The organism is Secundilactobacillus angelensis, assembly GCF_012641075.1.
GTDB classification, from domain to species: domain Bacteria; phylum Bacillota; class Bacilli; order Lactobacillales; family Lactobacillaceae; genus Secundilactobacillus; species Secundilactobacillus angelensis.
The window spans coordinates 1-467 of record NZ_JAAXLJ010000075.1; the positions used below are offsets into that span (position 1 = coordinate 1).

General features: G+C 50.1%; 1 protein-coding gene. It reads left to right on the forward strand.

What is annotated here, in order from left to right; translation table 11 throughout:
• On the forward strand, window positions 1–467 hold a 467-nt coding region (locus tag HC026_RS12420), incomplete at both ends, for a hypothetical protein (RefSeq protein WP_168926210.1).

Sequence of the window (467 nt, forward strand, 5' to 3'; positions counted from 1 at the left end):
CCGACGGAACGGTGGATTACCAGCCAGCATTTGAAGCGCAACAAGACCTCTTGAATCAGGGCTATACCTTGAAGAAGGGCAACAATAACGGTTTGGCCAGTGCTAAGACAACTTATGACCATGACGATGCAGCCACCCCAACTTACGTGGTTGTCCTGAGTAAGATCAACGCTGTCAAAGTCACGGCCAGCATCGTACCGACCGACGGTGATGGTAACGCCATTCCAAATACCACGCCAACGGTAGTGCACAATTACCCAGGGACGAGTGTGGCAACACCCGACATTCCGGGTTATACCACCACAACTTCAACGGTGACAGTACCAGCTGGGCGTGATGATAATACGATCAACGTGGTCTACACGCCAAATCCACAAAAGATCAATGTTAAGTTTGTGGACGAAAATGGACAAAGCTTAGGGACCACTGAATTATCCGGTGTATCCGACGGAACGGTGGATTACCAG